26 protein-coding genes and 1 other RNA gene are annotated in these 26,251 nt (G+C 64.4%); 7 read left to right on the forward strand and 20 right to left on the reverse strand.

The annotated features are described in order from the left end of the window. Position 1: 1 nt before the first annotated feature. From glyA to VII69_00755, 3 genes are read right to left on the reverse strand one after another with little or no spacing between them, the layout of a single operon-like run. Positions 2 to 1,255 (reverse strand): serine hydroxymethyltransferase, encoded by a 1,254-nt coding sequence (glyA, locus tag VII69_00745; protein ID HEY5093624.1) that lies wholly within the window; start codon positions 1,253 to 1,255, stop codon positions 2 to 4. Next, on the reverse strand, positions 1,252 to 1,737 hold the full coding sequence (rpiB, locus tag VII69_00750; GenBank protein ID HEY5093625.1) for a ribose 5-phosphate isomerase B: 486 nt from the start codon (positions 1,735 to 1,737) through the stop codon (positions 1,252 to 1,254). Before rpiB ends, glyA begins: the two co-directional genes overlap by 4 nt. Continuing rightward, positions 1,734 to 2,228: a hypothetical protein gene (locus VII69_00755; GenBank protein ID HEY5093626.1), complete on the reverse strand. Its 495-nt coding sequence runs from the start codon at positions 2,226 to 2,228 to the stop codon at positions 1,734 to 1,736. The genes rpiB and VII69_00755 overlap by 4 nt, the downstream gene beginning before the upstream one ends. Before the next feature lie 83 nt (positions 2,229 to 2,311). Here VII69_00755 and VII69_00760 point away from each other — a divergent pair, with 83 nt between their 5' ends. Further along, positions 2,312 to 3,031, forward strand: a complete 720-nt coding sequence (locus VII69_00760) for a TIM barrel protein (protein HEY5093627.1) — start codon at positions 2,312 to 2,314, stop codon at positions 3,029 to 3,031. Between the two features lie 193 nt (positions 3,032 to 3,224). Here the strand turns inward: VII69_00760 and ssrS are convergent. Continuing rightward, positions 3,225 to 3,409, reverse strand: a non-coding RNA gene (gene ssrS, locus VII69_00765) — 6S RNA. A gap of 142 nt (positions 3,410 to 3,551) precedes the next feature. Here ssrS and VII69_00770 point away from each other — a divergent pair. Genes VII69_00770 through VII69_00785 form a run of 4 tightly spaced genes read left to right on the forward strand, consistent with a single transcriptional unit; the run spans position 3,552 to position 8,286 of the window. Beyond that, the gene (locus VII69_00770) at positions 3,552 to 4,565 is read left to right on the forward strand and encodes a dipeptide epimerase (protein HEY5093628.1); all 1,014 of its coding nucleotides are present in this window, start codon (positions 3,552 to 3,554) and stop codon (positions 4,563 to 4,565) included. Positions 4,566 to 4,574: 9 nt separating this feature from the next. Further along, on the forward strand, positions 4,575 to 5,642 hold the full coding sequence (locus VII69_00775; GenBank protein ID HEY5093629.1) for a DUF1611 domain-containing protein: 1,068 nt from the start codon (positions 4,575 to 4,577) through the stop codon (positions 5,640 to 5,642). After that, positions 5,639 to 7,276, forward strand: coding sequence for a peptide ABC transporter substrate-binding protein (locus VII69_00780; GenBank protein HEY5093630.1), 1,638 nt, complete (start codon positions 5,639 to 5,641; stop codon positions 7,274 to 7,276). The genes VII69_00775 and VII69_00780 overlap by 4 nt, the downstream gene beginning before the upstream one ends. Then, positions 7,273 to 8,286, forward strand: coding sequence for a peptidase C39 family protein (locus tag VII69_00785; GenBank protein HEY5093631.1), 1,014 nt, complete (start codon positions 7,273 to 7,275; stop codon positions 8,284 to 8,286). Before VII69_00780 ends, VII69_00785 begins: the two co-directional genes overlap by 4 nt. A gap of 177 nt (positions 8,287 to 8,463) precedes the next feature. Here VII69_00785 and VII69_00790 read toward each other — a convergent pair whose 3' ends face one another. The 15 genes from VII69_00790 to hisS are packed head-to-tail and all read right to left on the reverse strand — an operon-like array spanning position 8,464 to position 22,875. Then, positions 8,464 to 9,330, reverse strand: coding sequence for a halocarboxylic acid dehydrogenase DehI family protein (locus VII69_00790; protein ID HEY5093632.1), 867 nt, complete (start codon positions 9,328 to 9,330; stop codon positions 8,464 to 8,466). A gap of 2 nt (positions 9,331 to 9,332) precedes the next feature. Continuing rightward, complete coding sequence (gene aspS / locus VII69_00795) at positions 9,333 to 11,126, reverse strand: aspartate--tRNA ligase (GenBank protein ID HEY5093633.1); 1,794 nt, start codon at positions 11,124 to 11,126, stop codon at positions 9,333 to 9,335. Then, the gene (locus VII69_00800) at positions 11,123 to 12,070 is read right to left on the reverse strand and encodes a glycosyltransferase (protein ID HEY5093634.1); all 948 of its coding nucleotides are present in this window, start codon (positions 12,068 to 12,070) and stop codon (positions 11,123 to 11,125) included. Before VII69_00800 ends, aspS begins: the two co-directional genes overlap by 4 nt. A 49-nt stretch (positions 12,071 to 12,119) precedes the next feature. Continuing rightward, complete coding sequence (locus tag VII69_00805; protein ID HEY5093635.1) at positions 12,120 to 13,151, reverse strand: glycosyltransferase family 9 protein; 1,032 nt, start codon at positions 13,149 to 13,151, stop codon at positions 12,120 to 12,122. After that, positions 13,148 to 14,068 (reverse strand): glycosyltransferase family A protein, encoded by a 921-nt coding sequence (locus VII69_00810; GenBank protein HEY5093636.1) that lies wholly within the window; start codon positions 14,066 to 14,068, stop codon positions 13,148 to 13,150. The genes VII69_00805 and VII69_00810 overlap by 4 nt, the downstream gene beginning before the upstream one ends. 53 nt (positions 14,069 to 14,121) lie before the next feature. Next, positions 14,122 to 14,844 carry a hypothetical protein gene (locus VII69_00815; protein HEY5093637.1) on the reverse strand — a complete coding sequence of 241 codons (723 nt, stop codon included), beginning with the start codon at positions 14,842 to 14,844 and terminating at the stop codon, positions 14,122 to 14,124. 53 nt (positions 14,845 to 14,897) lie between these two features. Then, entirely contained in the window at positions 14,898 to 15,938 is a 1,041-nt protein-coding gene (locus VII69_00820; protein HEY5093638.1) for a glycosyltransferase family 9 protein, read from the reverse strand. Beyond that, positions 15,928 to 16,902 (reverse strand): hypothetical protein, encoded by a 975-nt coding sequence (locus VII69_00825; protein HEY5093639.1) that lies wholly within the window; start codon positions 16,900 to 16,902, stop codon positions 15,928 to 15,930. The genes VII69_00820 and VII69_00825 overlap by 11 nt, the downstream gene beginning before the upstream one ends. 3 nt (positions 16,903 to 16,905) lie before the next feature. Then, on the reverse strand, positions 16,906 to 17,811 hold the full coding sequence (locus VII69_00830) for a glycosyltransferase (GenBank protein ID HEY5093640.1): 906 nt from the start codon (positions 17,809 to 17,811) through the stop codon (positions 16,906 to 16,908). Between the two features lie 4 nt (positions 17,812 to 17,815). Then, positions 17,816 to 19,057, reverse strand: coding sequence for a hypothetical protein (locus VII69_00835; GenBank protein ID HEY5093641.1), 1,242 nt, complete (start codon positions 19,055 to 19,057; stop codon positions 17,816 to 17,818). Then, the gene (locus tag VII69_00840; protein HEY5093642.1) at positions 19,054 to 19,545 is read right to left on the reverse strand and encodes an adenylyltransferase/cytidyltransferase family protein; all 492 of its coding nucleotides are present in this window, start codon (positions 19,543 to 19,545) and stop codon (positions 19,054 to 19,056) included. The genes VII69_00835 and VII69_00840 overlap by 4 nt, the downstream gene beginning before the upstream one ends. Further along, positions 19,532 to 20,581, reverse strand: coding sequence for a D-glycero-beta-D-manno-heptose-7-phosphate kinase (rfaE1, locus tag VII69_00845; GenBank protein ID HEY5093643.1), 1,050 nt, complete (start codon positions 20,579 to 20,581; stop codon positions 19,532 to 19,534). Before rfaE1 ends, VII69_00840 begins: the two co-directional genes overlap by 14 nt. After that, entirely contained in the window at positions 20,578 to 21,165 is a 588-nt protein-coding gene (locus VII69_00850; GenBank protein ID HEY5093644.1) for an HAD family hydrolase, read from the reverse strand. Before VII69_00850 ends, rfaE1 begins: the two co-directional genes overlap by 4 nt. Continuing rightward, positions 21,150 to 21,599, reverse strand: coding sequence for a biotin/lipoyl-containing protein (locus VII69_00855; GenBank protein ID HEY5093645.1), 450 nt, complete (start codon positions 21,597 to 21,599; stop codon positions 21,150 to 21,152). The genes VII69_00850 and VII69_00855 overlap by 16 nt, the downstream gene beginning before the upstream one ends. Next, a complete protein-coding gene (gene hisS, locus VII69_00860) occupies positions 21,589 to 22,875 on the reverse strand; it encodes a histidine--tRNA ligase (protein ID HEY5093646.1) in 1,287 nt (428 codons plus the stop codon). Before hisS ends, VII69_00855 begins: the two co-directional genes overlap by 11 nt. 104 nt (positions 22,876 to 22,979) lie before the next feature. Between hisS and VII69_00865 the strand changes: the two genes are divergently transcribed. Both VII69_00865 and VII69_00870 read left to right on the forward strand, forming a co-directional pair. Further along, positions 22,980 to 24,185 carry a permease gene (locus tag VII69_00865; protein HEY5093647.1) on the forward strand — a complete coding sequence of 402 codons (1,206 nt, stop codon included), beginning with the start codon at positions 22,980 to 22,982 and terminating at the stop codon, positions 24,183 to 24,185. Further along, positions 24,182 to 24,757, forward strand: coding sequence for a hypothetical protein (locus VII69_00870; GenBank protein ID HEY5093648.1), 576 nt, complete (start codon positions 24,182 to 24,184; stop codon positions 24,755 to 24,757). Before VII69_00865 ends, VII69_00870 begins: the two co-directional genes overlap by 4 nt. Positions 24,758 to 24,764: 7 nt before the next feature. Here the strand turns inward: VII69_00870 and VII69_00875 are convergent, their stop codons facing one another. Next, the gene (locus VII69_00875) at positions 24,765 to 26,174 is read right to left on the reverse strand and encodes an amidohydrolase family protein (GenBank protein ID HEY5093649.1); all 1,410 of its coding nucleotides are present in this window, start codon (positions 26,172 to 26,174) and stop codon (positions 24,765 to 24,767) included. Positions 26,175 to 26,251: the final 77 nt, after the last annotated feature.

Below are 26,251 nucleotides of genomic sequence, written 5' to 3' on the forward strand. Positions count from 1 at the left end.
GCTACGGCACGCCGAACTGCGCCGTGAGTTCGTGCACCTTGTCGCGAAGTTGGACGATGCGCGCGCGCTTGCCGACGTCGTCCATCGCGGCGATCATCAACGCGGCGATCTCCCGCATCTCGGGCTCTTTCATGCCGCGCGTGGTGACGGCCGGCGTGCCCACTCGCACACCGCTCGCGACCATGGGTGGATTCTTGTCGAAAGGTATCGTGTTCTTGTTGACGGTGATGCCGATCTCGTCGAGATAGATCTCGACGTCTTTGCCGGTGAGGCCGCGCGACGAGACGTCGAGCAGCATGAGGTGACTATCGGTGCCGCCGGTGACGATGCGGACGCCGCCGGCCGAAAGCGACTCGGCGAGCGCGCGGGCGTTTGCGACGACTTGGCGCGCGTAATCCTTGAACGACGGCAGCAGCGCTTCGCGGAACGCGACGGCCTTCGCGGCGATGATGTGCATGAGCGGGCCGCCCTGAATGCCGGGGAAGGTGGTCTTTGAGATGCCCTTGCCGAGTTCGCCATTGCACATCACCGCGCCGCCGCGAGGACCGCGCAGCGTCTTGTGCGTTGTGGTCGTGACGAAGTCCGCGTGACCCACCGGCGACGGGTAATACCCGGTGCAGACGAGCCCCGCGACGTGGGCGATGTCGGCGAAGAGCAGCGCACCGTTCTCATGGGCTATGTCGGCGAACGTCTTCCAATCGACCCTGCGCGAGTATGCGCTCCATCCGGTCACGATCATCTTCGGCTTGTGCTCGCGCGCAAGTGCGCGGATCGCATCGTAATCGAACTGCTCGGTTTTCGCGTCCACCATATAGGGCACGACGTTGTACAGCTTCCCGCTGAAATTCACTTTGCTTCCGTGGGTGAGGTGGCCGCCGTGATCGAGCGCCGTGCCCATGATGGTGTCGCCGGGCTTGAGCACGGAGAAGTAGACGGCCATGTTCGCCTGTGCGCCGGAGTGCGGCTGCACGTTTGCGTACTCCACGCCGAACAACTGTTTCAGCCGGTCAAGCGCGAGCGTTTCGGCGATGTCGACGAACTCGCACCCGCCGTAATAGCGCTTACCGGGATACCCTTCGGCGTATTTATTCGTCATGACGCATGACGCCGCTTCGCGCACGGCCGCACTCACATAATTCTCCGACGCGATCAACTCAAGGTTTTTGCGCTGCCGCTCTTCTTCTTTGAGTATCGCGCTGTAGACTTCGGGATCGGCTTGCGCCAGAGCCGCCTGATCGAGCACGCGCGCGTTCACGCGTTGTTCCCCGCACCGCTCGGTGCTCCGACAGCCGGATACTCGTCGATCTCCTTGACGCGGCGTTCGTGCCGGCCGATCTCACCTTCGGTGGTCAGCCACACGTCGAGACATTCTTGCACCATTTCCCAGCCCACGAGGCGCTCGGCGAAGCAGATGATGTTCGCATGATTGTGTTGGCGGGATAAGCGCGCTGAATATGGCTCGGCGACTGGCGCGGCGCGGACTCCCTTCACCTTATTGGCGGCGATCGCGATGCCGATGCTCGACCCGCAGACGAGCACGCCGCGTTCGAATTCCCCGCTGCCAACGGCCTCGCCGACCTTGAACGCGATCAGAGGGTAGTCGACCGGGTCGGTGGAGTACGTGCCGAAATCCACGACTTCGTGACCGAGTTCGCGCAGCCGCTCTGCGACTTTTGCTTTGTACACGAATCCGGCGTGATCGGCGCCGACGGCGATGCGAAATTTCTTCGTGGTCATTGTAATGGCATCTTAGGTTCGCCCGCCGCACTGCGGCCGACCTTTATGCGCTCCACGATCTTCGGCATCCCGCTCTCCAACTGCTCGCGCAGCGCACGATAATCGGCTTCGTCGCCGCCGTACGGATCGGGAATGTCGCCGAGTCCCGTGAGCTCGTCGTAGCTGACGATCTTCGCGCGCTCGCCCGGGAAGAATTGCCGCACGTGGTCGCGGTGTCTGTCGGTGACGCAGACGACGAGTTGCGCTCTGTCGACGAGTTCGCGCGTGAGCGGCTGGGCGCGATGCGCATCGAGCAGCAGCCCAAGGTCTGTCGCGACATCGCGCGCGCGGTCTTCAGCACGGTGACCCGTCAGCGCCGATGTGCCGCAGCTCTGCACGACCGCTTCAATACCGGCTGCCTCCAACGCAGCGTGGGCCATCACTTCGGCGAGCGGGCTCCGACAGATGTTGCCGCTGCACACGAAGAGAACGTGCGGTATCGTGTTTGCCATGCGCGAGTGGAGTTCGAAGCGGCGGGCGAACGGACCTACGAAAGCGGTTAGGAGAACGCGCGCAGCTCGCAGAACGCGACGGCATGAGATTGTGCTGCAGCACCGCGTCGTATCGGCGCGCGATCGAATCGAGAGAACTCACGCAGCTCGAGTGGATCGATCGCTGCGCGCGCGATCTGGCGGTCGACGGCATCGAGTTCGACGCGGGCTTCTTCCCGCGCACCGACGACGACTATTTGGCGCAATTGAAAAAGCTCTGCGCCGACCGGTGTCTGACCGTCGCTGGCGCGACCGCGATCGCTAGCCTCGGCGGCGACGATGTTGAGGCGGCAATCGAATCTTTTGTGCCGTGGATCGATCGCGCCCTCGCCCTCGGCGCGCCGCTCTTGCGATTTGAATGCGGCGGCGCGAGCGGTGCGCCCGGGATCGGATGGCGCGAGTTCGTGCGCGCCCTCAAGCACGTGTGCGCCGAAGCGAAGCGGCGCAATGTCACGCTCGCACTTCAAGCCGGCGCGAGCGGCTCGCTCGTCATCACGCCTGCCGACGTTCGGCGTGCGCTCAAAGAATGCGATTCGGCGTGGCTGCGCTTGGCGATGCGCGCAGCGGATCTGCGCGCCGATGCATCCGGCGAATGGCGAGAACTGATGGACGAGACGGTGATCGCCACCACCGAGACCGGCGACCCATCCGAGATCGCGGCGCTCGGCAATGCCGGCTATCGCGGTTTTGTTTCGCTCTGTTTTGCCGGCGAGCGCGACGAAGCCGAAGCCGTCCCCGCGATCATCAAATCGATGCGTCTGTAGACAATCTCATTTGTAGGAGGGCAAGCATCGCTTGCCCTATTTTTCTTACGCGCGTACTAGGGCAAGCATCGCTTGCCCCAAAAAAATGGGTGAGCGTTGCTCACCCTCGTACGGAACGACAGGGCAAGCGATGCTTGCCCTCCTACGGCGCGTTAACATACGAAGGGCAAGCGTTGCTTGCCCTTCATATAACTAGCTCCCCATTGAGCCGTTGCCTGCCGGAGATTCGAACCCGCTTATAGCAGGTGGGTGCTGACCCGAGCGCCGGAAGGCTTCCCTCTTCGAGGAGGGCTTGCTCAAAAGCGCACGGAGTTCGGCTCCCTCTCGTGTTGTTTGTGGTTCAAACACGAGACAGGCTGACGTACACCGCAGGGAGCGCGCTCGTCGCGCTGTGGCCTCCACCCTAACATGCCGCGCGAACGAAAACAAGACTTGACTTTTTACAATCGGGTGGTCTTGGGGACCTACACTTTCCCAGGTTTCAAAGAGAGATTGCCGCGCCGGCCGCTAACTCTGCCGCATGAACCCGCAGCTGCGTTACGAGACGCTCACTCTTCACCTGCGCCACACGTTCACTATCGCCCGCTCCTCGGAAGACATCGCGCAGACCCTTCTGCTACACCTCAAGGCCGACGGCATCGACGCGGTCGGCGAGTCGGCGCCCATCGCGCGTTACAGCGAGAGCGTGGATTTGGTCGAACGTCAGCTCGGCGTGCTGGATTTTCGTGGCTCGAACCTGTGGCACATCGATGAGATGCTCGCCCGCATTCCGCGCGACCAGCGCGGCGCGATGTGCGCGCTGGACCTTGCGCTCCACGACTGGGCCGGCAAGCGCCTGAACATCCCCGTCTATCAGCTCCTCGGCTTGGATCCAGCGAAGGCCAAGCAGACATCGTTCACAATCGGCATAGACGACGTGGACAAAATGGTCAGCAAAACGCGGGAAGCCGCACACTTGCCCATCCTCAAGGTGAAATTGGGCGCCGGCAACGAGCGAGTGATCCTTCAAGCGCTGCGTTCGGTGTATCGAGGCATCATCCGGGTGGATGCGAACGAAGCCTGGACGCCGGAAGAAGCGGTCGATCATCTGCGCGATCTCGTATCGTTCGGCCTCGAATTCTGCGAGCAGCCCATTGCGGCGGGAAACCCGGCGGGACTGCGCTACGTGCGCGAGAACTCGCCGGTCCCTATCATGGCTGACGAGGATTGCCGGACGCTCGAAGACCTCGCGACGTTGAACGGGTGCGTCGACGGCATCAACATCAAATTGGTGAAGTGCGGCGGAATCCGCGAAGCGGTCGCGATGATCCACGCAGCTCGCGCCATGCGGATGAAGGTCATGCTCGGCTGCATGATCGAGTCTTCGGTGCTTTGCACCGCGGCGGCGCACCTGACGCCCCTTGTGGATTACGCGGACGTCGACGGCCCGTTACTCGTGACCGACGATCCGTACACCGGCGCGGAATACGACGGCGCGCAGTTGCGTCTACCGAGCGCACCCGGCCTAGGGGTGCGGCCGCGGAACGCGGCGTAACACCGCGCTATGGATGAGCGCCGGCGATACGTCGTCCTCACCGAAGGATTCATCGCCGACCGACACGCCAAAACCGCGTTCGGCGTCATGCGCTACGGCGGCGACGCTGTGGTGGCGGTGGTCGATTCGACTGCGGTGGGCAAGCTGGTGTCGGACCTCCATCCGCATCTGCGCTGCGATGCGCCGATCGTGGCAACCGTCGCCGATGCGCTCAAGTTTCAGCCCACCTCGCTGCTCGTCGGCGTCGCCAACGCCGGCGGTTTCTTGCCGCCCGCGTTTCGACCGCGCGTTTTGGATGCGATCGATGCCGGCCTCGAAATCGTCAGCGGCTTGCACGAATTCCTCAACGAGGACGACGAATTTTGTGCACGCGCCCGGTCGAGCGGCGCGAAGTTGTGGGACGTGCGCCGTCCGCCCGACGGCATTCCGCTTTTTTCAGGCGCGGCGTATCGCGTGCCGCAAGTGGTGGCGCTAGCGGTCGGCAGCGACTGCGCGATCGGCAAGATGACCGTCATGCTCGAGCTTGCCGAGGCCGGACGTGCCGCCGGTGGCCGGCCGCAGTTCGTGGCCACGGGCCAGACCGGAATCATGATCGCGGGCAAAGGCATCGCGGTCGACCGCGTCATCTCGGACTTCGTCACAGGCGCCGCCGAGCAGCTCGTGCTCGACGTGCCACCCGACACCGATGTGACGCTCGTGGAAGGTCAAGGAAGCATTCTACATCCGGCATACGCTCCGGTCACGCTCGGTTTGATCCTCGGCTGTGCGCCGGACATGTTCGTGCTCTGCCACCGCGCCGGACAGAAGACCGTCGAGGATTTCGATGTTCCCATTCCGGACCTGCGCTCGCTCGCACGCGATCACGAGCGCGTCGTCGCCCACATCAAGCCGGCTCGTTGCGTGGCCCTTGCACTGAACACCGCAGGCTTCGACGACGTCCGCGCGCGCGCCGCGATCGCGACTGCGGAAGCGGAGACCGGACTGTCCACCGACGACGTCGTCCGCTTCGGCGCGGCCAAATTGTGGACCGCGGTCGCGCACGCCGCTGAACTCACCGACAAGAGGCAACCCGCATGACGAGGTTTGTCGGCCGGTTTATCGTCGCCGCGGCCGCCGTATTCGCAATGTTGTTTGTGGCGTCGTGCTCGAAGACGAGCACGGCGCTTGGTCCGCAGGCAAACGGCGCAAATCCGTGGACGGTTCACGGCACGTTGCGTCTGACCGAGGCCGAAGAGCCGAATTCGCTGATCCGCATGTTCTCAAACCAAGAATCGGCCGATGACGTCACCGCATTGCTCTTCGAACCTTTTTTCCGGTTCGACGACCACGAGAATCCGGTGCCGGCCCTGGTCACCGTTTTTCCGACGCAGAAGAACGGCTTGATCAGCGCGGACGGCAAGCGCATCACGTTCAAACTGCGGCCGGGCGTGGTGTGGTCGGACGGCGCGCCGGTCACTGCCGACGATGTCATTTTCACATGGCATGCGATCGTCGATAAGAACAACCCGGTCGTCTATACCCAAGGTTACGATCAAATCGAACGGATCGTGAAAGACAGCCCGCATCAAGTCACCTTCGTGCTCCGCACGCCGCTAGCAAGCGCGGTCTATCTATTCTCCGAAGGCACGTTCATGCCGCTTCCCGAGCATCTCTTGGACAAGTACACGTCGCTCAGCGGTATCGGCTATGACGCCGACCCGGTCGGCGACGGACCGTTCGTGCTCCAGCAATGGCTCCACGGATCAGATCTCTTCTTCGCCGCAAATCCCCGTTATTGGCGAGGGCGACCGCCTATTCACACGATCGATATCAAGATCATTCCTAACTCCAGCTCGCTGTTCCAAGAATTGAAATCGCACGAAGTCGACATGGTCGACGGCGTACCCAAATCGCTCGTGCCCGAACTCGCCACAATCCCCGGAGTCCGCCAGAGCAACACGCTTCAGGCGAACTATCGCCATCTGGACTTCAACTGCTCGCGGCCCATCCTGCGCGATGTCGCCGTGCGGCGCGCGATCGCGCGCGCGATCGACGTCGACAAGATCATCCGCACGGTCTACGGCGGTCTTGGGGTTCGGGCAGTCACGGACATCCCGCCATTTTCTTGGGCGACGAACTTGCTCGCACCGGTTCCTTACGATCCCGCGGCCGCCGACCGCATTCTCGACGACGACGGCTGGCACGCGGGCGCCGATGGGATCCGCGTCAAGAACGGCCAGCGGCTCTCGCTGACCATCTCGACGGCATCGAGCAATCTGCTCAACGAAGACGCGGAACAGCTCATCGCCGGCGACTTGAAATCCGTCGGCATCGAACTGACCGCGAAGAATTACGCAGGTGCGGTGCTCTTCGCGCCGGACGGCCCGATCTACGGCGGACGATACGACATGGCGTGGATCGTGAACACGGAAGGCACCGACCCCGACAATCTCGGCAGTTGGGGTTGCGATTACATGCCGCATCACGGCGCGAACACGCTTTTCTATTGCAACCGGAAAGTCGACGCCTATCTGAAGGACGCGCAAGTGAACTACGATCATGCGCGGCGGCGTGCGGACTACGAGGCGGCTTGGAAGATCTTGCTCGACGACGCTCCCGAAATCATGATCTACTGGGATTACAACGTGATCGGATATAACTCGGATCTAAAGAACTTCAAACCTGCGCCGGTCATCACCGACTATTGGAACTCGTGGGAGTGGCGGATATGAACACCGCTGCGGTGATCGCGGCGTCCGCTGCGGTCTGGGTGCTACGTTTTCCGCAGCCGATCGCGCACGAATACGAATCCCAAGTCCACGCCGTGCCCGCCGGATTCAGCTCGGCGATCGCGTCGTGGAATGCGCTGGCGCCCGGCGGTTCGTGGATCGACGTGGCGTTGCGCGCGCGCGTTGGCGATCGCTGGACGTCGTGGTACGAGATGGGCCACTGGAGCGAAGGCCTCGCCGGCGATCATCGCACGTCGTTGAACGGTCAGCACGACGTTGACGGCCGGGTCGACACCGACACGCTCGTGCTCGCTCATACCGCCGACGCGATCCAGTTGCGCGCTCGCGTTCATGCGGGTGCGAACGGCGCGGCTCCCTCGATCTCGCTTCTCGCAGTGACGGTCGATCGCGAACCCGATCGCGCATTCGCGCCGCTGTCGGCCGTGAGATCTGCGGCATGGGGCACGGACATCGCGGTACCCGAACGCACGCAGCGCATCGGTGCGCAAGGCGGCAAGTTCGGCGGCGGCGGGGATTCGTGGTGCAGTCCGACGAGCGTTTCCATGGTCATGGCGTACTGGGCCGCCGCAAAAGGTCATCCGGCGTGGGATGTCAGCGTCGCCGACGCTGCGGCGGGAACCTACGATCCGGCGTATCAGGGCTGCGGCAACTGGCCGTTCAACATCGCGTATGCTTCGCGGCATGGCCTAGAGGGATGGGTCGCGCGCCTGCCTTCGCTTGCGGCGATGGAAACGTTCGTGTCCGCGGGCCTGCCGGTCATCGCGAGCATCAAGGTGAAACCGGGCGAGCTCGACGGCTCGCCATATCCGAGCACCGACGGCCATCTGCTCGTGGTGCGCGGCTTCACCGCGGACGGCGATGTCATCGTCAACGATCCGTACGGCGAACCGGGATCCATTCGGAGGATCTACAAACGCGCGCAATTCGAGCGCGTGTGGCAAGACGGCTCGCACGGCGCGGTCTATCTCATCGGTCCGGCAGACGTCTTGTAGCAGGGCAACTGTACTAGGGCAAGCAGCGCTTGCCCATCTAGTTGTAGGGGCCGACTTTTATGGTCGGCCCCGCTTGCCCATTCTATTATTGTAGGAGGGTGAGCAACGCTCACCCATTTTTTGGGCAAGCGATGCTTGCCCTAGTACGGATGCCCCAGTACGGATGCCCTCCAAAGGTCAGACCGGTTGGGGGCCGAGGCCTTTGCGCGCGAGCGCCGTGTTCACGATAAGCCCGGGCAGCATATCGCAGAAGATTCTATTGACAGCCGCGATGCGCGCGCGCTCGGTGGCATCGACATCGTTCCCGGTCAAGAGCGATTGACTGAGCGTGAGCCGGTAGGGGAGCTCGTTCGCGGCGGACATGGCCTCGTCGTAGATCGCCCGGCAAAGCGCCGCATAGCGCGGATCGGAAATCGCGGGTTTGCAATCGCGCCACCAAACTTCCAACCAGTCGGGTGACGTGGCCATCGTCCGGTAATCGCCGCTGACGAACGGCGCTCCGGTCACCGCCTTCAGATCTTCGAAAATAGTTCGGACGCGCAGCGGAGCTTCACCCTCCTCTACGGCCGGCATCGCGAGCGTCCGATAGTCGTAGCCGATGTCGTCTGAATCGCCCGGATGCCGGGGACCAGGACTGCCGACGCCGCCGACGGTTTCACCCGCCAATGCGCCGTCGACGGCGAGAGCGACGATCAACAACTTGGGATTGACTTGACGGAACAGATCGGCGATGTCGCGCATCCTGCGAAGGTCGCCTTCGCTGAGATTGCGTGCGTGCAACAGCGCTGCATGGTCGGCCACCGGCCAGGTCGCGATGCCGCTTTCGGCCAGCGCGGCGATCCGCCGCGCGCGTTCGACGAATGACGCCGCGAGAAGGCTCGGCCGGAGGCGGCGCCAGACGACGTCCAAGAATTTCGGTGACGTGGCATACGCTTGGAATATCCCGTTCACGATCGGCATGCGCAGCGATGCCTTCACATTGCGAAAAGCCTCGCGCACGCGCTCATCGTCGACTTCGTTCTCGCGGACGAACCGCACGAGCACGCTCAAGCCGGCGCCTGCGCGCGGGCCGGCACGTCGGTCTTGAGATGAAGTTCGCGTAAGAGCGCCGCCGGTACGGGGGCCGGCGCTTCGACCATCAGATCCTGGAAGCGCTGATTCTTCGGAAACGCTATGACTTCGCGGATGGAATCCGCCCCGACCATGATTTGGATGATGCGGTCCACGCCGAGCGCGATGCCCCCGTGGGGCGGCGCGCCGTAGGCGAACGCTTCGAGCAAGAATCCGAAGCGCTGCTTCACTTCTTCGTCGGTATAGCCGAGCATCGCAAATATCTTCTTCTGCAGTACGGGGTCGTGGATGCGCAGCGATCCGCTGCCAAGCTCCGTACCGTTGAGCACGATGTCGTAGTGCTGCGCGCGAATCGAGAGCGGATCCCCGCTGAGGTCTTCGCTTCCTAGCGCGGGCGCCGTGAACGGATGATGTGTCGACGTGATCGCGCCGGTGTCCGCATCTTTCTCGAACAACGGGAAGTCGAGGACCCAGCAGAACTCGAAGCGATGCGGATCTCGCAAGCCTTTTCCTTCACCGACATGTAGCCGCAGTTTCCCCGCGAGCGATCGCGCCGTGTCGGGCTCGTCGGCGACCAGCAACACCGCGTCACCGTTCTTCGCACCGCCGGCGCGCCGGACGGCTTCCAGCGCCGTTTCGGTGAGCGCGACCTTCGGCAGCGACGACTTCACGCCGTCGTCTGCAAGGGCGATCCATGCCAATCCCTTGCACCCAAGCGCTTGCGCTTCCGTGACGAGCGCATCGAACTCACGGCGAGAACGCGTTGCGCCGCCCTCGTCCACGAATCCGACGATGGAATTGCCGGCCGCCAGCGCCGAGGCGAATACCTTGAATTCGGTGCCGGCAAACGCAGCGCCGAAATCCTCGAGCTCCATACCAAATCGAATGTCCGGTTTGTCGCTTCCGTAGCGCGCCATCGCCTCCGCGTGTGAAAAACGCGGGAACGGAAGCGCGACGGGCACGTCGATCGATTTCTCGAACATGGCGCGCAGCATGCCTTCGACGACGGTGATGACATCTTCTTGCGTCGGAAACGTCATCTCCAAGTCGATCTGCGTGAATTCAGGCTGGCGGTCGGCTCGCGAGTCCTCGTCGCGAAAGCAACGGGCGATTTGAAAGTAACGGTGAAATCCGCCGACCATCAGCAGCTGTTTGAACAATTGCGGCGATTGCGGCAGTGCGTAGAACTCGCCCGGATGCAGCCGGCTCGGCACGAGGAAATCGCGCGCGCCTTCGGGCGTCTGCTTGATGAGCATCGGCGTTTCGATCTCGAGAAAACCGAGTCCGTCGAGATGATCGCGGACCGCTTTGATCGCACGGTGGCGCAGCGCGATATTGCGCTGCATGTGCGGGCGGCGCAGGTCGACGTAGCGGTATTTCATGCGCAAGCTCTCGTCCACGTCGACGTCGCCCTGCACCGGAAACGGTGGCGTAAGCGACCGGTTGAGCACTGCCACGTCCGTTGCGGCGATTTCTATCTCGCCCGTGGCCAGTTTCTTGTTTTCCGTGCCGGGCGGACGGCGTCTGACGAGGCCGCGCACCGCGATCACGTCTTCGGCACGCAACGTCGCGGCGGTGGCTGTGGCAGCAGCCGCCGCGCTCGGATCGAAGACCGTCTGCGTGATCCCGAAACGGTCGCGCACGTCGATGAAGATGAGTCCGCCATGGTCGCGCGAGCGCGCGACCCACCCGCGGATCTCCGCGGTGCGGCCTTCCTGAAGTCCCGTGAGCTCGCCGCAGTGGGCGCGGAGAGCGCTGTCGTCGGTCAAGATCTCGTTGCTCCGTCGGCGTTGCGCAGTGCGCGTTTCACGCCGGTCAAATAGTGATATTGGTATGCGATCTGGCGCGCGAAGTACGGCCACGAGTTCTTGCGCGGAATCTCTTCGGACGCACCGGCACGTTCGATCGCCCTGCGGACGGGCGCGACCGCTCGGAGCAGCGAGTGAAGCGCGAGCGAGACGGGCGTCATGCCGAGATTCGCCATCACCGTGATTTCCGGATGTTTGCGGTAGAAGCGTACCGTTGAGACGCCGGCGAGTTCGCTTCTCCCGATCTGCTCGGCGAACGGCACGGGATGCCAATGATAGTTGACGGCGTCAGGGTCGTAGCGCAATTCGACCCCGCTTTTCTCCAACCGGTAGCCGAGCTCGAGATCTTCGTGCCCGTAACCCGTGAACGATTCGTCGAACTTGCCGACCGCTTCGACGTCGTCGCGCCGGACGGAAGCGTTGCCCGTCAAGAAATAAAGCCATGAGAGGCGCGTGCGCGACCGCGGATGCAGCGGTCGGCGTATTTCTGGTCGCTCTCTCTGGGCACGGTAATCGGCGAGCGAACGCACTTGCAGCTCGCAGCCGACCACCGCGATGCGTTTGCCCTTCGCCGCACGATGGCCGGCGAGGTGGCGCTCCAGCAGTTGCGGGGACGCGAGGATGTCGGCGTCGGTGAACATGACTACCGGCGCGTTCGCCGCGGCGATGCCCGCGTTGCGGGCCGCGGCTCGCCCGGAATACGCACCGGGCAGATGCCGGACACGTCCGGCATCCAGGCCTGCTGAAAGGTCGCGCAGATACGCGTCGGTTCCGTCGGTGCTCTTGGAGTCCGCGACGATGATCTCGTACGCGGAAGCGTCGAGCGTCTGCGCGAGCAGCGTCGGCAACACTTCGGCAAGCGTATCGATGCGGTTGTACGTCGGTATGACGACGGATATATCCATTCGGCGTTTTGGTTTTATGAAGGGATGGGTGAGCGATGATGGCGGCCGGTCACCGGCCGCGAAGGCGAAGCACCGCGTTGACGATGTCCTCGACGAGCGGCGCAGGGTCTGCGCCATCTGGAGGCTTGCACAAAAGGGCGCTCGGGACCCGCCACGGCGCCCACTCTTGCGAACTCAATCGATAATAACGGTGCTCGAACGCGACCACGACGGGCACGTTCATTGCTGCAGCGACGTGCGTGGCGCCGGTGTCGACGGTCGCGACGACCGAACATCGCGCGATGCATGCCGCCCATTGCAGCACCGTGACGCCGCCCACCCAGGTCACGGCGGACCCCATTTCCGCCGACTGCAGAACACGGGCTTGGTCGGCGACGTCGTCACCAAACGTGATCACAACCGGACTTGCCTCGGCGGCGAGCCGCTCGATGACTGTGCGGGTAGCCGCCAATCCGAAGTTCGGTTCGAACCAGCGAGGCGAAAGGCAGACGCAGACCGCTCCGGCCGGCACGCGCGCCTGCGCGAACGCTTGGTCCTCGGGCCCGGTGATGAGCACCAACTCATCGTTAATCGCCGTGCCGCCGGCGAGCGAGACCAGCGCTTGCACTTGCCGGACTTCGTGAGCGACTGGACGGTCGGGGTAACGATCGGCAAGATCCGGATCCGCATCCGACAACGCGTGCGAAGTCAAGAGAAAGTTCGCCGCGACGCGCGAGATGTAACGGCGCCGATAGACGTACCCTATGCGCTTCGGGGCGCACGTCCACGAAGTCAGCATGTGATCCGGCGCGCGCGGAGCAAGCGCGACCGCGATGTCCGCATTTTCTCCGAGCGTGCGCATGATCGCGCGCGCCTTCGCGGGCGCGACGGCACGGGCCAGTACGTGCACCGCATCCACGTCGGGGCTGTGGCGCATCACCGGTTCGGTGTAATCGTTGACGACTATTTCGATCCGCGCGTTTGGCCAAGAACGGCGGAACGACGCGACGGTCGGCGTCGTCAGCACGAGATCGCCGACCCGATCCGTGCGCACGAGCAGGATCTTTCGGTAAGCCGCGGCCGGCTTGCCGGCGAAGCTCACCGCGCCCGGTCCGCTCGAGCGAGCTCGTCGTAATATGCAGCCCGCGCGAGCCGTGACGCTGCCCAACGCTGCAGCGCTGTCGCCGGTTCGGCCGCTTCGCCGCTCGCGCTTTTGCCTGCGATGCGTTCGAGCATTTGCGGCCACCGTAGCGAGCGGGCGACGCCGCTCCACCAAACGTTCGCCGCCGACTGGCCCGTGGCGAGCCGTACCCGCCAATGCGGATGCTTGCGCGCGAATTGCACGGCGGTGCGCGCTTGCGCGCGCGCCTGCTTGATCATGCCTGCGAATGCCTTCGGCGCCGCCGGCGGTTTGAAGTGGAACACGAGCGCGTCGCGCGCCAGAATCGAAGGCACTCCCATGCGCCGCAAGCGGTAGCCAAGCTCGAGATCTTCCCAACCGTACTCGGAGAAGCGTTCGTCGAAACCGCCCGCTTCGCGCACGAGCGCGAGCGGCGCCGACACGTTCGTCGTCCAAAAATACGCCCCGGAATAGTTGCGCCACGAATAGCGCGCGGGCGGCAGGGAGTCGAACGAGGTGACGTTGATGACGCCGCCGCGGCAGATCGCGCGCGGATGATCGTTGTGAAAGCGCACGTGCGCGGACAAGAGCCCGGGCGTCGCAAGCACGTCGTCGTCCATGAACATGATCACGTCGCCGCGCGCACGAGCGATGCCGACGTTGCGGCCGCGCGCGAGCCCGGCATTGTTCTGACGCACGACATGCAGGGCACACGGCGGCCGAAAGCCGCGTATGACGTGCTCGTAGGTGCCGTCGGTCGAACCATCGTCGACGAGCACGATCTCATAACTGGCGGGGTCGAGGTCTTGCGCGAACAGCGCGTCCATCACCTGGCCGAGCAGCGCGCGGCGGTTGTACGTACAGATCTGCACGGTGATGAGGGGAGCCGCTTTTTTCAATTTCGTCGCGGCGGACTTCTCAACGCCCGACGGATATCCTTGACTCCCGGCTGCTAGTTATCGCACTGCCGAAGAGGTTCAGTCGGCGTCGGTGTCGGCGTTGGCACGGGTGTGTTGAAATTGAAATCGGTGAAGCTCGACGTGCCGAGCGCGTGGATGTGGTGCAAGGTTATCTGCGACATCTGCTTTGTGACGACACGATAACCGTTGACCTTCTCGTAGAGCTGATCGAGGACGACGTGATCGCCGGCATTGTGATAGAACCATTCGATGTGCGGGATTTCTCCCGACTCAGCGACCGTGACATCGATATGGTCCACTTCGCCGCGGATCTTGCGCACCATGTGCAGCAGATGACCGGACGAGCGCTGCTCGACGGCGATGGTATAGCAATGCGGCCAGCGGTTCGCATCGAGGGTCGCCCCTTCGATCTTCGAGATGCCGTTCAAGTACCATGGCACGTGATCGAGATCGACGATCGTGAGGCCCGGGCGCGAATAGTATTGCATCCCGTTCAAGACCGGATGCAGATAGGGGAAATTCGTCTGCCTGATATCGAGCACCGCGTGAGCGGCATACGAAGTCATCGTCGGCTCGCGGCCGACGACCGTTGCGATGATTGCCTGTAACGATTGATCTTTTGCCGGTGTCGCGGTTGGGGCGGCCTTGTCTGCGATCGCCGGCGCGCCGATCGCCACGGCGAGGCAAGCCAGAAATGCGAGGAGCGAGGTCCGGAGGAGACGCGAAACCGCGAGACGATCAAAATTCATCTTCATTATCTAGTTAACGTCAAACGGGGCCATTTGTGTTGAATATTCGTCATTCCTCACTAATCATTAACCGGCCGGCTGGGAACCGACGGTGAGCCGCCAGGCTGCATGGCTCTTTCAGCAGCGGCAACGATGTCCCGCGAATCGAGCGCACGCACGCACGCGTAGTCCGGACACGTTTCGATCAAATCCCGTTTCGGACAACTATACCGTGCCCGTACGAGCGCAACGCGCGGACCTAGCGGCCGCCAACGGTCCGGAAAGTCGACTTGCAATGGGAAGACGCCGACCGTCGGCGCGCCGACGGCGGCCGCGATATGCATGGGGCCGCTATGCATCGAGACCACGTATTTCGCGCGTTTCGCGACCGCAGCAAAGCTGCCGAGCGATGTGAGCCCTGCGATCGTCGGCGAACCCAAATCCTTGGACAGCGCGCGCGCGATCGGCGCATCGGTGGGAGACCCGCACGTGATCACCGGCCAGCCGAAGCGCCGCTGCAGCGCATCGGCGCCGGCGAGCCAACCCTCAAGTGGCCACACCTGGCGTTTCGTCGACCACGAACATGTCGCGTGGAGCAGGGCGAACGACTCGCCGATGCCCGCGTCGGCCAACAGCGCGTCCGCGGCGGCGGATTCTTCCGGTCTGATCGGAAACAGCGGAAGCTCATCGCTCGTCTCGCACCCCAAGGCCAGCGCGTAATTCAATAAGATCGTGCTCCAGTGCGTCTTCGTATCGCCCTGTTCGGAGACGACCGGAACGCGGTGCGTGAACAGCGGCGAATAGTTGCGCCGGCTCTGGCCGACCCGCATTGGAATCCGGGCAAGCCACGGCAGCAATGCGGTGCGAGTGGTCGCCCATGTCACCACGGCGGCGTTGTAGTCCCGTTCGCGGATATCGCCTGTCATTTGAAGCAGCGATCCCTGATCGACCAGCACATCCGAGATGTGCGGGTTGCGGCTCAACACGTCGAGATGCCCCGCTTTCGTCAGCGCATCGACCGTTTCGTATTTGTTCTTCAGCGCCGCGGCGACCATCGAGGCGAGCAGCGTGTCGCCGATGCCGCCGCCCGCGCAGATGAGGAGAGCGCGATTATGCGGCAAGGCGCGAGACCTCGCGCGTCGCGTCGACGATGCGCGCCGCGATCGAGCCCGCGGCCGTGCCTGGCGCAAACGCTAGCGGCACGTACGTCGCGGCCCAAGGCGACCACCGCGTGCGACGCAGTGCGAAATCGCTGAACGGAAAGCAGTCGACACACGGCGTGCCCAGCATTCCGGCAAGATGCGCGGATCCGGTGTCCGGCGTGACGACGAGCGCGGCCCGTGCGATCGCCAGCTTCCACGGCTCGAGCGACGCGAATATTTTCAGCTCGACTGAGGCTTGCGAGGCGATCGCCGACGCGTAGTCCTTTTCGGCATCCGCGGCCACGGCGTGCAGATCTCGCGATGCGAGCGCGCGCATCGCCGCCACCAGTGCCGCGTCGGACACGCCCGACTCCCGCCACTTCGGCGTCACTTGCACGACGACGGACGATTCGCGATCGGGCCGGTCCGCGAGCAAGAGCGGCGCGAGGAGCGCGCAATCGCGCGGCGGAGGCGGCGCGACAAAACCGGCACCTAGTTTGAAGAGTGTCTCGACCTCATGCTCGAGCGCCTGCGACGCCCACGCCGGGCGGTAGATCGTCCGCGTGCACTGCGCCGAGACCCACAGCGATTTGAACGGCTTCTGCCAGCCGTTGTGAAAACCGATCCGCGCCGGAATGGCCGCCGCACGCGCGATCGCGTACGCCTCAGGCTCTTCCGAGGCGATAAGGGCGGCATCGTAGTGGACGCCCTGCAATTCCGCGAGCGTTCTGGCATAACTCGCGGCGGTGGACCCGTGCTTTGGCCACGCGATGCGATCGAGGACGTGCTGCCACGACAGCGCGCGTTCTTCGAATATGCCCGCGTTTGCGTTGGAGAGAACGATGCCGAGCTCGTGCCCCGCCGTTCGCAGCGCGGCGATCAGCGGGGTCATGACGAGTGCATCGCCGATCGCATCGACGCGGATCAAGACGATTTTCGCCACGCGTCAGCTCCTGCCGTCGTCGCGCCGGCGCATCGCGGATCGAAGCGAGTCGATGTACGCGGCGTCGACGAGCGCTTCGCGCGCGAATCTGCCGAGGCGCGACGCCGGCGGCCGTTCGCTCGCCCAGCGCGCGTACAGCGACCGGAAGGGCGCCGCGTTGACGACGGCTGCGCGCATGAAATTCGCGGTGTACGCGCCGGTCGCCAGCTTCACCGCGATCGTCGGCGACTTGCGGACGAAACGCGCCGCCATCGCGCCCTTCTCGCGCGCCAGCGCCATCGCGCGGTCCAATGCGAGCGATTCGGGCGGCTTCACGTGATAGATGTACGCCGCCCACACGAAGATCCGTCGAAGACCGGCGTCGCGCAGGCGGACGCCGACATCGGTGTCCTCCCAACCGTAGAGATCGTAGCGTTCGTCGAAGCCGCCGATGCCCTGCAGCGCGCTCTTCGGCGCGCTCACGTTGCACGTGCAAAAAAAAGCGCGCGAAAAATTCTTCGGTCCGGGCGGCGGCAGGGAACGCGCGTCGGCCACGTTGATGATAGGACCGGACACGACGCGCTCGCCCGAGACGGCGCCGCCTGAGTGCGCCGCAAGGTGGGCTTCGACGAAACCCTCGGGCGGCAACGTATCGTCGTCGCAGAAGATGATGATGCGGCCGGTCGCCGCCGCAAGGCCGGCATTGCGCGCCTTGCCGCGATTGGGGTCGGCGACGTCGACGCCGCGGACCGCGCCGTTCGACGCGAGCGCCGCGCTTGCGATGACGTCGCGGGTCGCGTCCGTCGATCCGTTGTCCACCACGACGACGTCGAATCGGTTCGCTGCGGATTGGCGCGCGAGACACGCGAGGCAATCGCGAAGAAAACCGGCGCGATCGCGAGTCGCGATGATAACGGTCGCGTCGATCATGCGGTCAGGCTATTCCCGCCGGCCTGGCGGCGCGAGTGACGACGCCGAGCGCGTCGGCCGCCATGCGGTCGGCGGCGCCCGCGTGTGCGGCGTAGATCTTTGACAACGTCTCGCCCATCGCGCGCAGATCGTCGGGCCGCGCGAGCAGATCGGAGGCGCGGTCGGCGACTTCGGCGGGCATCATCACGCCTCGCATTTCGGGCGCGACCTCGCGGCCTACATCGATATTCGGCTGCGCCACGAACTGGAAGCTGCGTTCGACCTTGCGCACGAGCCAGCGCTTCAGCGGACGGCCTACGAACGGCACGTGATGCAGATACGAGCCCAGACCGTTCAACGTGACCTCGTCGGGCCGGTTGAGGGGCACGAGCACGAGCATCGGGCGGCCGAGCACCGCCGCCTCAAGACACTTGGTCCCTGGAATCGTGATGACGAGTTGCGCGTGCGATAGCGCGCGATAATCGCCCGACCGGTCGAGCGTCACGCGCACGCCGTCGCCCTCGATGGCCGCGCCGCCGTCGGTGAGCCGGCCTTGTATGCCGCCGTACTTCGAGTCGGGCCGGCGCGCGAGCGCAGCGTCCAATTGCTCGTCGGAATTGAACGGCGAGACCACGAACGTCACCGGCAGATGCGGCATCCGGCGCGCCAAATCGCGCGCGACGGCCAAGAAGAATTGCATCAGGTACTTGATCTCCGCAGGCCTGCTGCCCGGGAGGATGCAGACGCCCTCGCCGACGCCAGGCGGGGACGGCGCTTCATCGAGCGTGCCGAGCACGCTATCGGCCACCAAATTGCCGACGACGCGCACGCGCTCTGCCGGCGCGCCGTCGCTGCGCAGCTTGCGCGCGTTCTCTTCGTCGAGCGCATAGAACCGCTGAAACGACGGGCTATATGCGCGGCGCGAGAACTTGTACGTGAGCGGCGTGAGGCCCAACCGTTTGGCCAACGTGGTGGCGTGGAACAGATCGCCGCCGAGGTATTGGAGCACGCCCGCTCCACGGTGCATGCCTTCGACGCGTTTGTTCACGAGGAAACGGGCGTACGCTTTCGGGTCGAGCACGTGCGCGTTTGGAAACATCGCTTTGGCTTGAGCCGCTTCGCGGCCGGTGGCGTACGGACACGGGACCAGCACGATGGTGATCTCCGCATCCGGCGCGCGCGCGAGCACGGCGCGGAGAAACGGCCGCGTCCAACCCATCAGTTCGCCGGGCCCATTCGTGGTGACGACGACGCGTTCGGCGCTCATACGCGATCCTGCGCGCGCAGCTTCGCGACGATGTCGGTTGTCGACCAGCCGTCGACATGCGGCGCGATGATAATGCGTCCGCCCACTTCGCGCACGGCTGCCGCTTCGGGTAAATCGTCCGGCCGGTACTGAGCGCTCTTCACGTGGATCTCGGGCTTGATCTGGAGGATGGTGGCATCGGGCCGTTCTTCGTCGAAAATGCAGACGAAATCTACACAGGCCAAGGCGGCCACCACCTCGGCGCGCTCGGCCTGCGGCACGATCGGCCGGTTCGGTCCCTTTCCGAGCAGCCGCACCGATGCATCCGAATTGACGCCCACGATGAGCAATCCGCCTAATGCGCGCGCGTACTCGAGATAACGGACGTGGCCGACGTGCAGCAGATCGAAGACCCCGTTGGTGAAGACCACTGGACCTCGTGCCACGCGCAGGTCGGCGGCGCGAGCCGCGGCGTCGTGTCGGGAAAGGACTTTATCAGCCGCGTGCATCGCGTACTCCACGCCGCTTGAGCGGCGCGAACGGCACGGCATCGGCCACGCCTTCGTGAGCGGCGAACGAGCTGATCTCTTTTGACGTCGCAGTGGCGGTGCCGAGCTTCTCCACCACCACGCCGGCGGCTAACGTCGCGAGAGCGACGGCGTGTTCAATGGATGCGCCCGCCGCCAACGCGAGCGTGAGGGTGGAGACGACCGTGTCGCCCGCGCCGCTGACATCGAAGACCTGGCGAGCCACCGCCGGAACCGTGAACGGCCGCGCGTTCTTCGAGAAAAGAGTCATGCCATGTTCGCCGCGGGTGATCAAGACGTGTTTGCACTTGGTCCGGCGCACGAGTTTGGCGCCCGCGCGCGCGAGATCTGCGTCATTCCCGATTTCAATCCCGGAAGCGGCTTCGGCTTCCATCGCGTTAGGCGCGATGCAATCGATCCCGGAGAATGCATCGATGTTGTCGGGCTTTGGATCCCCGGTCACGATCGCTTTGCGCTTGAACCGGCGAGCCGCGGCGACGAGCCGCGCGTCGACCGCGCCCTTGCCGTAGTCGGAGACGACCACCCCGTCGACTCGCCCGTCGAACGCCGCCAGAGAACGGCACATGATGTCGCGCACCCGTTCTTCGAGCGGCTCCGAGCTTTCGCGGTCCGCGCGAACGACCTGTTGATGGTGGGCGACGATTCGCGTCTTCTGCGTCGTGGGGCGCCGAGCCACGCGCGTGATCCCGCGCGTATCCACGTTCAACTTCTTGAACAACGACATGACGCGATCGCCGGCATCATCGCGGCCGACGATGCCGACGACCGCCACTTTGGCGCCGAGCGCGGCCAAGTTGCTCGCAACGTTTCCTGCGCCGCCCAGCGTGTAGGAGTGCGATTGGACTTCGACCACGGGCACCGGCGCTTCGGGCGATATGCGGCGTACGCGACCCCACAGCCACTCATCGAGCATGAGGTCTCCGGCGACGACTATGCGTTTCGCGCGCATGTCGGCGAGCAAGGTCGCGATCCAGGCAGACTTGTCGCGAGCGGTCATGAGTGCGCGATGACGTAGTGCGCGGCGTCGACAAGGTCGCGTGCCCGATATTCCGGCTCTGACGCGCCGAAATCTTCCGCTTCCTGCGACGGCGGAACCGGATCGACCGCGATCGTGCGGCACCCGGCAGCGGCGCCCGCCGCGATGTCGCGGGCGCGGTCGCCGATCGCCCACGACGCGTTTGGGTCGAGCGACAACTCGGCGGCGGCACGGAGGATCAGCCCCGGCGACGGTTTACGGCAATCGCAGTCGACCGCGTACTGCGGCAGTGGTGCGTCCGGCAGATGCGGGCAGCGGTACGATGCAGCGATGGTGACGCCCCGGCCGGCGAGGAGTTGGGCGAGACGTTCGTCGACCGCATCCGCCTGCTTCTCCGTGAAGTATCCGCGCGCGATGCCCGATTGATTTGATACGACGACCAAGACGTAGCCCGCCGCGGCGAGCATCTTCGCGCCCTCGGCCGCGTTTTGGACGAGTTCGACGTCTTCCGCTTTGCCCACGTATTCACGATCCACATTCAAGGTGCCGTCGCGATCTAAGAACACCGCGCGCCGTTTGCGGTCATCGCTCAGGTCTCGATCCACATGAGTTCCTGATTGAGCGTTACGAGATCGCCGTCGTTGACGCAGATCTTGGCGACCTTGCCGTCGAATTCACTGACGATTTCGTTCATCAATTTCATCGCTTCCAGGATGCAAAGAACCTGCCCTTCGGTGACCGTGCCGCCCGTTTCGCAAAACGACGGAGCGCCCGGCGCCGGCGCGCGGTAGAAAACGCCGACAAGCGGCGCGAGCACTTTCTTGATGTTCGCGGGCAGGGCGCGGCTCTGCTCGGCGGAAGCGGCCGAACCCGCCGGCAGCAATCGAGTTCGGTCGGCCGCAGCGGCGGCGATGGCCTGGTTGGGCGCAGACATCCGCAGGTCGATGTCGGTGTCGCCGACCTGTACGCGGATGCGATCGAGACCTTCGCGCTGCATCAACTCGACGAGCTTGTCCAGGACCCTTTTGTCAGGTTCCATGAGGCCTCCCATCATCGAGCCGCCGCGCGATCTCACGATCCGCGCCGGCGAGACGCACCCGCACGCGCTCGCGCGTGCGAAGATCCTGCAATGTCGCTTCGCCGGCGGCAAGTTCATCACTGCCCACGATCACGGCATATACCGCCCCGCGTGCCGCCGCCGCCTTGACCTGCTTGTCCATCTTTCGCAACGTATAATCGACATCGGCACGCAGGCCCGCCATTCGCGCCGCTTGCAAAACGGGCACGACCGCAGCGAGACTCGCATCGTCGAGAGCGACGAACGCGACGTCCAGCGTCCGCTCACTTGCGCCGAGCGTACTGCCGACCGCCTCTGCCACGATCAAGAGCCGGTCCATGCCCATGCCGAATCCGACCCCGGGTGTCGGCGGCCCGCCCATCGTCTGCACGAGATCGTCGTAACGGCCGCCGCCGCACACAGCGCTCTGCGCGCCGAGGGACGTCGACGTGATCTCAAATACCGTGCGCGTATAGTAGTCAAGGCCGCGGACGATGCGATGGTTGCGGACGAAGTCGATGCCCATCGCGCGCAACGCGATCTGCGTACCCTCGAAGTGGGCCACGCACTGCGCGCACAAAAAGTCGTTGATATCCGGCGCGGCCTCGATCAAAGCGCGATCGGCAGCATCTTTTGAATCGAGGATGCGCAAGGGATTGGTTTGCAAGCGCGCCTTGCTCAATTCCGAGAGCTCGTCCGCATGACGATTGAAGTGCTCGATAAGCGCCGCGCGATAAGCCGGGCGGCACGAAGAGCAACCCATCGAATTCAGCTCGGTCGTGACCTCACGTATTCCCGATCGCGAGAGCACGTCGAGCGCGAGCGCGATTACCTCGGCATCCACTTGCGGGGCTGCTGCGCCGAAACACTCCACGCCGAACTGATGCGCCTGCCGGTAACGCCCCTTTTGCGGACGCTCGTAGCGAAAGAAAGGTCCGCGGTAATACAGCTTGAGCGGCACGGCCTGCAAGAGATTGTGTTCGAGCACCGCGCGCACGACGGGCGCCGTGAGCTCCGGCCGCAAGGTGAGGCTTCGACCGGCACGATCGTCGAACGTATACATCTCCTTGTCGACGATGTCCGTGCCCTCGCCGATCGTGCGTACGAAGACGTCCGTGCTTTCGAAGACCGGCGTGCGGATCTCGCCGTAGCCGAAGCGCGCGCAAGACGCGTCGATGATCTCCTCGAGCGCTTGCCAGCGAACCGACTGAGCGGGGAGTATGTCATAGGTGCCCCTGGGCGCCGTCAGGTTGCTCACGTCGCGTTTGTCTACTTGCTTTATGAATGTGGATTGCAGCGAGAGAGGCGAGGCTGCTCGCCTAGCACGGTTGTCCCGCGAAACGAATCTTGCCAAAGATTTTGATGCACGTTCGGCCAGCTCCGGCGCCATCCCCTTTGCCGCTGCGCGCCCGGGTAGTTATCGCCGGCGCTATTTGTTTCGCGTGCGTCAAGACGCCGCCCGAATCATTGCTCGCGCTGTCCGCTGCGATTGCCGATTGGGCATCCATCGTACTGGCGGCGCTGCCGTATGTCGTTTTTGGTGCGCTCGCCGCAACGCTCACACGCCTGTCCGCTTCTCGATGGCCCTCGCGTAGCCATAATGCCATCGCGGTGTTCGCGATTTTTAATCCAGGATGCGATTGCGCGCTCAACGGATTTGCCGGCGCACTCGCACGCGCGCACACGGCTTTGGCCGGCTTCGCGCTGACGTTTGCCGCCGCAGCATCGCCGGCCGCGCTTGCAGTAACCTACGCAGCGTTCGGCATGCACATGACCGCAACTCGCGCGGCCGGCGGCGCCATCGCCGCCGCACTCACCGCCGTGTCGTGGTCCATATTAGCGCAACCCGTACTAGGGCAAGCATCGCTTGCCCAGCGTCGTGATCGTACTGTACTAGGGCAAGCATCGCTTGCCCAGCGTCGTGGTCGTATTGTAGGAGGGCAAGCATCGCTTGCCCATTCTGCCCCTCGCGACATACTACGGCAAGCATCGCTTGCCCATTCTGCCCCTCGCGGCGTACTAGGGCAAGCATCGCTTGCCCAGCGTCGTGATCGTACTGTACTAGGGCAAGCATCGCTTGCCCATTCTGCCCCACGCGGCGTACTACGGCAAGCATCGCTTGCCCAGCGTCGTGATCGTGCTGTACGAGGGCAAGCATCGCTTGCCCAGCGTCGTGATCGTACTGTACTAGGGCAAGCATCGCTTGCCCATGCCGAACATCGCCCCGATCTACCCGGCGAACTGGCCGCTGCGCTGGCCGGCATCGCGTTCGCAGCCGCCGCGGCGGTCGCCGCAAAAATAATCGTTCCTGCCGCCGCTTTCGCCCACTTGTCGCCCGCGGGCGCCGCGCTTCTCGGCGCGCTTCTCTCGCCATGTTCGACCGCCGATCCGTTGCTCGCGGCCGCTCTCACGCAACATGCGCGAGCACAGATCTCATTCATGCTCGCGGCCCAGTGTCTGGACGTCCGCCAAATGCTACTCCTGCAGCGGCACTTCGGCACTGCGCGCATGACTGCCGCCGCAGGTAGCGCAGCGATCGCGTGCGTGCTGGCCACGATGTTCGCGTGAATGTTCGCGCGGCGCTCGCCTTTGCGGGCAGCGCGACGGCCGCGGCAGCGCTCGATGGCGCGGCCCGCGCGCTCACCGCGGCTCCGCCGGCACTCACGTTGTGCGCAGGCGTTGCGCTTATCGTCATCGCCTCCCAAGGCCTCGCAAGGCGAACGTTTGCGCTTGCGCTTCTTGGCGGCGCGTGCGCCGGACTGTGGTTGTCGAGCGCCGCGCCTTCCGGTCCGCGCGACGTCATCGCGCGCGCGCCGCGCGGTCACGTCGCGGCGGACCTCTTCGACGCGTTAGACGCGCTCGACGCCAACCCGGCGGCGTTCGACGCACGCACGATCACGGTCAGCGGCACGTGGACGCCGGCGAGCGCTCGCGGTGCCGCGTCTGTGTCGCGGCGAGTCATGTCGTGCTGCGCGGCGGACGCGGTTGATGTGGGATTCGACGTGGCGCCGAACGCCGCGGCGCACGTTCGGGCGGGCGCTTGGGTGGGCGTCTCCGGCCGCGTGCGAGTCCGGCTGCGCAACGGCGAGATGCGTTACGAACTCGGCGGCGCCGTGGTTGTGCCGGCGCCGCCGCGATGACGCAACGCTAACCTTGCTGCGGTGCGGCGAGCGATAGCGTCTCGCCGCCCTGCATGACGAATGTGGGCCGGGTCATCACGCTTATGTCGGCGATCGGATCGCCGCCTACCGCCATGATGTCTGCAAGCAGACCCGGTGCGATCCGGCCGCGATCGTTCACGCCGAGCAGCTCCGCGGCCGACGCCGTCGCCGACCGAAGTATGTCGACGGAGTCCATCCCCAGTCCGTGCAGAAGCTTGAAGTCTAAATTGTTCTGCCCGTGCGGAAACACGCCGGCGTCGGTTCCGTAGGCAAATTTCACGCCGATTGCCAGCGCGCGATGGACGCCGTCGTTGCGCAGCGCGGTCATCGTCTTCGCCTTGTCAAGGCTATCCTGTGGGATATGGTTGGGGTTGCCCGGCTGGTTTATGGAATCGAGCGCCCATATCGTGGGGACGAGGAATGTGCCGCGATCCTTCATATTCTTCGCGGTCTTCTCGCTCACGCCGGTGCAGTGGTCGATGGAATCGCAGCCTCCGTCCACCGCGAGCGCGATGCCGGGATCTCCGTGGCAATGGGCGCTGACTTTTCGTTGGAATTTGTGCGCTTCTTCGGTCGTGGCTTGGATCTCATCGAGATCCATCTGCGGCAGATTCCACGTGTCGCCGTACGAGAGCACGCCGCCGGTCGCCAAAATCTTGATGAGGTCGACGTGGCGTTTCACGTTCTCGCGGACGACTTCGCGGAAACCGTATGGCCCCACGGCGACGCCATTCGGACGGTCCACGTGCACATCGGCTGGAAGATCGTTCATGTCGCCGTGTCCGCCGGTGATGGTGAGCGGCACGCCGGCCACGAGCATGCGCGGCCCCGGAATCTCGCCGCGCGCGATGGAGTCGCGCATGGCGATGTCGATCCCGCTGCCGCCGCCCACATCGCGGATCGTCGTGAAACCATTGCGCAGCATGCCCGCGGCGTTTTTGATGCTGAAGATCGCCGCTTCCGCCACGCTGTCGCCGGTTTCGCCGGCCACGCCGAACCCGTCGAGATAGATCGACGTGGTTGCGCGCGCGGCGACGTGCGTGTGGCAGTCGATCAGCCCCGGCATGAGCGTCGCGTTGCCGAGCTCGACGACGTGCGCGCCCGATCCGGCATCGCCGGCCATCATCGACACGATGCGCGTGCCTTTGATCACGACAACGCCGGGTGTGTGCATCGTGGTCCCGTCGAACAGGCGCGCCGCGCGGATGAGCATCGTGCCGCCGGTCGCGGCGGCGGCGATGAGCGGCGTCAAGAACATGCTGCTCGAGAGCGCGCCGATGCCCGCAAGAAATGAACGCCTTCCGAAGAGTGACGCCGCTCGATCGTGCAGGTCGGATGAATAGGGCGCGTGCGGACAACGGCAATCGAAGTGCGGCGGCGATGTGCGGTTTGTCACTTTGCAATCTCCCGGCACTAATCCAAGCTGATATGTGCGCCCGATGCGCAGGTAATCGAACGGGGCTTCCCGCAGTC

The sequence above is a fragment of the Candidatus Eremiobacteraceae bacterium genome (assembly GCA_036511855.1).
GTDB lineage: Bacteria > Vulcanimicrobiota > Vulcanimicrobiia > Eremiobacterales > Eremiobacteraceae > JABCYQ01.

Coding starts and splice junctions, on each gene's coding strand:
- rpiB (HEY5093625.1), bottom strand. CDS start 1,737: ATGACCACGAAGAAATTTCGCATCGCCGTCGGCGCCGATCACGCCGGA.
- VII69_00755 (HEY5093626.1), bottom strand. CDS start 2,228: ATGGCAAACACGATACCGCACGTTCTCTTCGTGTGCAGCGGCAACATC.
- VII69_00760 (HEY5093627.1), top strand. CDS start 2,312: ATGAGATTGTGCTGCAGCACCGCGTCGTATCGGCGCGCGATCGAATCG.
- VII69_00770 (HEY5093628.1), top strand. CDS start 3,552: ATGAACCCGCAGCTGCGTTACGAGACGCTCACTCTTCACCTGCGCCAC.
- VII69_00775 (HEY5093629.1), top strand. CDS start 4,575: ATGGATGAGCGCCGGCGATACGTCGTCCTCACCGAAGGATTCATCGCC.
- VII69_00780 (HEY5093630.1), top strand. CDS start 5,639: ATGACGAGGTTTGTCGGCCGGTTTATCGTCGCCGCGGCCGCCGTATTC.
- VII69_00785 (HEY5093631.1), top strand. CDS start 7,273: ATGAACACCGCTGCGGTGATCGCGGCGTCCGCTGCGGTCTGGGTGCTA.
- VII69_00800 (HEY5093634.1), bottom strand. CDS start 12,070: ATGGATATATCCGTCGTCATACCGACGTACAACCGCATCGATACGCTT.
- VII69_00815 (HEY5093637.1), bottom strand. CDS start 14,844: ATGAAGATGAATTTTGATCGTCTCGCGGTTTCGCGTCTCCTCCGGACC.
- VII69_00830 (HEY5093640.1), bottom strand. CDS start 17,811: ATGATCGACGCGACCGTTATCATCGCGACTCGCGATCGCGCCGGTTTT.
- VII69_00835 (HEY5093641.1), bottom strand. CDS start 19,057: ATGAGCGCCGAACGCGTCGTCGTCACCACGAATGGGCCCGGCGAACTG.
- VII69_00840 (HEY5093642.1), bottom strand. CDS start 19,545: ATGCACGCGGCTGATAAAGTCCTTTCCCGACACGACGCCGCGGCTCGC.
- rfaE1 (HEY5093643.1), bottom strand. CDS start 20,581: ATGACCGCTCGCGACAAGTCTGCCTGGATCGCGACCTTGCTCGCCGAC.
- VII69_00855 (HEY5093645.1), bottom strand. CDS start 21,599: ATGGAACCTGACAAAAGGGTCCTGGACAAGCTCGTCGAGTTGATGCAG.
- VII69_00865 (HEY5093647.1), top strand. CDS start 22,980: ATGCACGTTCGGCCAGCTCCGGCGCCATCCCCTTTGCCGCTGCGCGCC.